At 56.0% G+C, this 5,348-nt stretch carries 4 protein-coding genes and 1 pseudogene; 3 read left to right on the forward strand and 2 right to left on the reverse strand.

Annotated features, from left to right (window positions below):
- Positions 1 to 504: 504 nt before the first annotated feature.
- Positions 505 to 912 (reverse strand): hypothetical protein, encoded by a 408-nt coding sequence (locus tag BRX37_RS25795; protein WP_125990298.1) that lies wholly within the window; start codon positions 910 to 912, stop codon positions 505 to 507.
- Positions 913 to 1,358: 446 nt separating this feature from the next.
- On the opposite strand from BRX37_RS25795, the gene BRX37_RS25800 reads away from it, so the two are divergent.
- From BRX37_RS25800 to htpG, 3 genes are all read left to right on the forward strand, one after another.
- The gene (locus BRX37_RS25800; protein ID WP_169863496.1) at positions 1,359 to 1,961 is read left to right on the forward strand and encodes a hypothetical protein; all 603 of its coding nucleotides are present in this window, start codon (positions 1,359 to 1,361) and stop codon (positions 1,959 to 1,961) included.
- A gap of 321 nt (positions 1,962 to 2,282) precedes the next feature.
- The gene (locus BRX37_RS27535) at positions 2,283 to 2,411 is read left to right on the forward strand and encodes a hypothetical protein (protein WP_017503785.1); all 129 of its coding nucleotides are present in this window, start codon (positions 2,283 to 2,285) and stop codon (positions 2,409 to 2,411) included.
- Between the two features lie 654 nt (positions 2,412 to 3,065).
- A complete protein-coding gene (htpG, locus tag BRX37_RS25805) occupies positions 3,066 to 4,952 on the forward strand; it encodes a molecular chaperone HtpG (RefSeq protein WP_017503637.1) in 1,887 nt (628 codons plus the stop codon).
- A 286-nt stretch (positions 4,953 to 5,238) separates the two neighbouring features.
- On the opposite strand, the pseudogene BRX37_RS25810 reads toward htpG, so the two are convergent.
- Positions 5,239 to 5,348: pseudogene (locus tag BRX37_RS25810) on the reverse strand (IS5/IS1182 family transposase); the annotation flags it as partial.

Here is a 5,348-nt window from a genome sequence, read left to right on the forward strand (position 1 = left end):
GCGATGCTCGCCAACCATGCGCACCGCGCGTTCGCGGACTTCAGGAGAAAACTTGTTCCGGGTCTTGCTCATAAAGAAAGCTCCTTCCCACAAATTGGAGCCTCCGGGAAAGCCGGGGCGGTTCACACGGCAAGTTGCAGTTCACGCACGAAATAGTTCAGGATCCATGCCGCATTTTTTCCCAGCTCACGTGGAGCGACCGCTCTGCTGGTAACTCAGTTATAGACTGGCCCAATGCGGTTTTCAAAATAGATTCAGGCCGATCGTCTTAGCGTCCAAGCAGATAGGAAAGCTGCGTATTTAAGCTAGCGTATAAGTTGGGCACGAACAGCTCATGCCTGGTCGCCGCATTTCCTGTCGGCTTGAGCTCCTCGAGAACTGCTGTGGGAACGAAGGTCCCTATTCCATCATTTGTCCCATAACAGCGGATCGCGACAAGGCGGATCGTCTTTAATATTCGGAACATATGCGGCAGGCGCCGAACCTGAACGTCTCTTCGCGCAGTCATGCCGCCCGCCTTCCGGCAAAGAGCAGCATTTTCTGGCTGGTACAGGGAAACAGGATTAGCCCTTCGGTAGAAGCCCTGACGCCGGACTGGCGATCCTCGAGCATCGGCATGAACCACAGCTTGTCGTCGAACCAGGCAGGCCGATAGTCTACCAGCCATTCCCGGCTTCTGTAAAAATCAATGTCGAGGCTCTGTGGCCACGCCCCGGAACGCAGGAGCAGAAGGTCTAGCCCATGACTATCTCCCATCCGAGCCAACCTATCGTGGGTATCTGACCCGGAAACGTTTGTGCTCGCTATCAAAAGATTGGCCTGCTCCAGAAACAACATGCCTTCGGTGCCGGACAAGCGTCGGCTGGGATTGAGATCGATCGGTGCGCCGATATCGCGGGCGACGCTCATCATGGCTCGCTGCACCGAACTACGAACGAACGGAGGGGTTTGCGATCCCCCATTGGGGGCGCATGCATGGGAGTATGTCACATTCATCACTTTCAGATTGGGGAGCCGCACCACTGAGCCGGGCTTCATTCTCCCTTTTTTCATTCCGTCACTCAGTCTTACTGAACTTCTTGCTCACGTGACAAACCGGGCAAGGATGGCAGCCTGTGTCTTGTGGATTAGCTTCTGCTCTCCAGGCAGCAATGAATGCTGGACCGCGCGCGTGAATATCAATCAGTCAGCTCGAAATGCGCCATGGTCTGCCTGATTACATAGTGCTGCTAGATGATTTCGCGGTATCATGGCTGACACTTTACCTATGGCGCTGGATAAAGTGTCACTGGTGATTAAAGCATGGGGAAGCGACAAAGGGGATTCACTTTTCGTTCGCACTATGCTTGGATTCTTTCATGTTTCAGCCGGATCTCTTCACTGAGGATACGGCCGCTGAGAGCGAGGCTCCTCCAGCGGACAACCCCACGCTGCGCGTCGTGCCAGCACGCAAGACGTCGACAAATGACGAACATCTCGATCTTCCTGCAGTTCTGGAACGCCTTGCCTGCGTTTCCGCCCGGCCACGTTACACGTTCATGGTTCTGAACTTGATCGCACGGGCAGCGGGCGGATCGAACAGCGCGGGACCATATGTCGAGGACAAGGGACGCGCAATCCCGGTGCGCGACTGGTTGAGCAACGCCCTATTGCCCATGGCGCAGCGCGATGCCCGGCGCCGAGCTGTCGTCGATCAGGTTCGCAGCGACCTTAACCGCAAAGGGTTGCTACCGCCCAATGAGGATGCAGCCGAGCGGCTGATCGCTGATGAGGTGCGCGAGCGACTGCTTCATTCCGGGCGGACCAATGTCAGTCGTGCCGTATCGGACTTGGTGCGAGCGGGCCTTGTGCGTCGTCACTACCAGGGCTACCGCGTCGACCATTGCAATCGTGGAGCACAGCGCGAGGCAGTCTATACAATCACGCCGGCGGTCCACGCGGCGCTAGGCAAGCAATGCTAGTGCAAGGTTCCATTGAGATGGTTGGGTTCACGTGTTTAAGTCTCTGTTGAGAGACAGGTTTCGAGTGACTTTCGTTGCTAACGGATTGGCAAATCACCGTCTTGGCCTACTTCCAAAAAGCCACACGAAACTCCGCGTTGCATTGGCGCGTGTTGAGCGGGGTAACCCTCGCCAAACTTCACTAAGGGCACGACTGTCGACTCCGCGATCATGACAAAATGTTTCCCGATTTCCTCGGTCCGGAACTCCTGAGCAGCGTCGACGATTTCTTGATACGAAGGTGGCGACCGGTGACCGCATCGCTGCGCCAGGAGAGACTTGATGCCGGATGTCTGCGACCTTGACGATGCCAGCCTAATCGCGATCTGGAACAATGCAGACCCCGAAAATCTCTCCGATTATGAACGCGAGGTCATTGAAGAGATGAAAGCACGCGACCTTGTTCCATGATGTAAGATACCCTCTTGGTGATTGCCTGGGTAATCAGGCGGCTACTCGAGACGAGCGAACCCACCTTCGTTTTCACGACCGATCGTTCATTGGGATATTTCTGTTCTCCCGCCCTGACCACGTCCGAACAGCGGTATGCGACCGTCGTATCAACCCGGGGAGGTTGCTTGACGACAGGTGGACATCGTCGCAGATGACCCCTCAAAGCCGCCACTGATCCGCGCAACGATCTACGAGAACTTCGTTTCATACAAACCGATCATTGGATAAATAAGCATTGCGCCGCCCAGAAACTATTACATCGTTTTTCGAGGCTGATGGCGTTCTGGCTCTAGGCATCCTTTGCGGAGCGATGTTCGCTGCGCTCGTGGGCTTGATGCGATAGCTTCCGCAGCCGGCGATTTCAGACGCAAGCGAGTTTAAATGATAGATATTTGCTCACCCTTGCGCGGAATCGATGCTTTGACGCCGTCCTTCCGGCCGATCTTAGTTATCACGTGCCAACTGGCATTTCTCCATCGTCAATCCACGCATTGATTTGTTAAATGAGCGCGGCCCGTCATCGTGTTCGAATGGCCGACTCCACCTCTTGAACACCACAAGGTTTCGATCCATCTGTCGCGCGCAAAATTACAAATGTGAGCCAGAGAGACGATGACAATTGACACCGTTACCGCCCCTGAAACGCGGGCCTTCGAGGCAGACGTTTCCAAGCTTCTGCACATGATGGTCCACTCGGTCTATTCCGACCGAGACGTTTTCCTGCGCGAACTTATATCCAATGCTGCCGATGCTTGCGAAAAGCTGCGTTATGAGGCGATCTCCAATCCGGCTCTGTTGGGCGAAGATCCTCAATCTCGCATCAATATCAGGCTGGACAAGGAAGCCGGCACGCTTGTGATCGAGGATAACGGCATCGGCATGACCGCCGCCGATATGGGTGATACACTGGGCACCATTGCGCGGTCGGGCACCAAGGCGTTCATGGACAAGCTTACCGCGGATAAGAATGGCGAGGGGCAGCAGCTTATAGGCCAGTTTGGTGTGGGCTTCTATTCTGCGTTCATGGTGGCCGGTAAAGTCGAGGTTGCTTCTCGCCGTGCCGGAGAGGATGATGCCGCGATCTGGTCCTCCGATGGGCTGGGTACTTACACGATTGCGCCGGCCGATCCTGCCGCAGCGCCCGCGCGCGGCACGCGCGTCGCGTTGCACCTGCTCGACGATGCCCGGACCTATGCCGAGCGCTTCACCGTTGAGCGGATTATTAAAGCGCAATCGGGTCATGTCCCGGTTCCTATCTTCCTTCAGGAAGCGGGCAGCGAGGATGAACCGAACCAGGTTGCCGACGGCGTCGCGCTGTGGACCAAGGCGAAGTCCGACATCAGTGAGGAAAATTATGCCGATTTCTATCGAGGTGTAGCAGGGCAATTCGACAAACCAGCGCTGACGCTACATTATCGAGCAGAAGGGCGGCACGAATATTCTGTTTTGATCTTCATCCCCGAAACAAAGCCTTTCGACCTGTTTGACCCGGATCGCAAGGGCCGTATCAAGCTCTATGTCCGCCGGGTATTCATCACCGACGAAGCGGAGATTCTACCGCGCTATCTACGCTTCGTACGCGGCCTTGTCGATTCCGCCGACTTGCCCCTCAACATGTCGCGCGAGATGATCCAAGACAGCCCGGTTCTGTCTGCCATTCAAAAGGGCATAAGCAATCGCATTCTCTCCGAGCTGGACAAGCTTTCAACCAGCGAGCCAGAGCGATATGCTGCGATCTGGGAAAATTTCGGATCGGTGTTGAAGGAGGGTCTTTACGAAGATTTCGAACGTCGCGAAGCGCTATTGGGCCTCGCGCGATTTAAGAGCACGATGTCCGATGGCGCATGGCGTTCGCTCAAGGACTATGTGAGTGCCCTGAAAGAAAATCAGACAGCGATCTACTATGCGACCGGACACGATCTGGATCGGCTCGCTCAGTCCCCACAGATTGAAGGCTTCAAGGCGCGTGGCATCGAGGTTCTGCTCCTTCCCGATCAAGTCGATAGTTTCTGGACGACGATAGGCGTCGATTATGAGGGCAAACCCTTCAAGTCTGTCACGCAGGGTGCTGCTGACCTGAGCCTCATCCCCCTGGCCGACGGGACCAGCAACGCTGCAACGCCCAGCGAGGAAGCCAATAGCTTTATTACCTTTGCAAAGAAGGCTTTGGCAGATCAGGTGTCAGATGTTCGCATTTCGGACCGATTGACTAGCAGCGCGGTCTGCATCGTTGCAGCGGACAATGCCATGGATCTCCAACTGGACAGGATGCTGGCCGCTGCCGGCCGTGCGCCGGAGCGAGCGAAGCCCATTCTGGAGGTGAATGCCGGCCATGCGCTCATCGCGAAGCTGGGGCATGCGAGTGGCGATGAGGAAGAGCGACGGGATCTGGCGTTCCTTCTGCTTGATGAAGCCCGAATAGCCGAAGGGGAGGCGCCGGTTGACTCGCGGGCGTTTGCCGAGCGGCTAGAGCGCTTGATGGCGAAAGCCTGGGGATGACTTCTTTGGGGAGCCTGCGGGCTCCCCTCGTTTGGATTAGATCGGCTGAGCCATTTCTCAAGTCGGCTCTACTGGCCAATCAACGCCGAAAATTCGTGTCCCAAGCACAGACTGTTAACTGCCCCTCTCGGCCACGCGCACGAACACAGCCATTTCCTGCCAACGATCACTCGTTCGGTAAGCGCCAAAACCTCCCCACATTTTCGTAGCTGCTGATCTGTCTATGTTTTGCCCCTCATCCGAGGGGTATCGTAGTGGATGATGATGTAAGAGTCCGTTTGGAAAATCAGGGATGAGCGTTTCGGCGTAGTAGGTTTCCACCCATGGCGACGAGGATCATCGCCTGTGAGACGTCGATGCGCTTTTCGTAGTCGCGGACCAGACGGCGCCATCGGG

Source organism: Sphingomonas sp. S-NIH.Pt3_0716 (assembly GCF_003950715.1).
Lineage (GTDB): Bacteria > Pseudomonadota > Alphaproteobacteria > Sphingomonadales > Sphingomonadaceae > Sphingobium > Sphingobium yanoikuyae_A.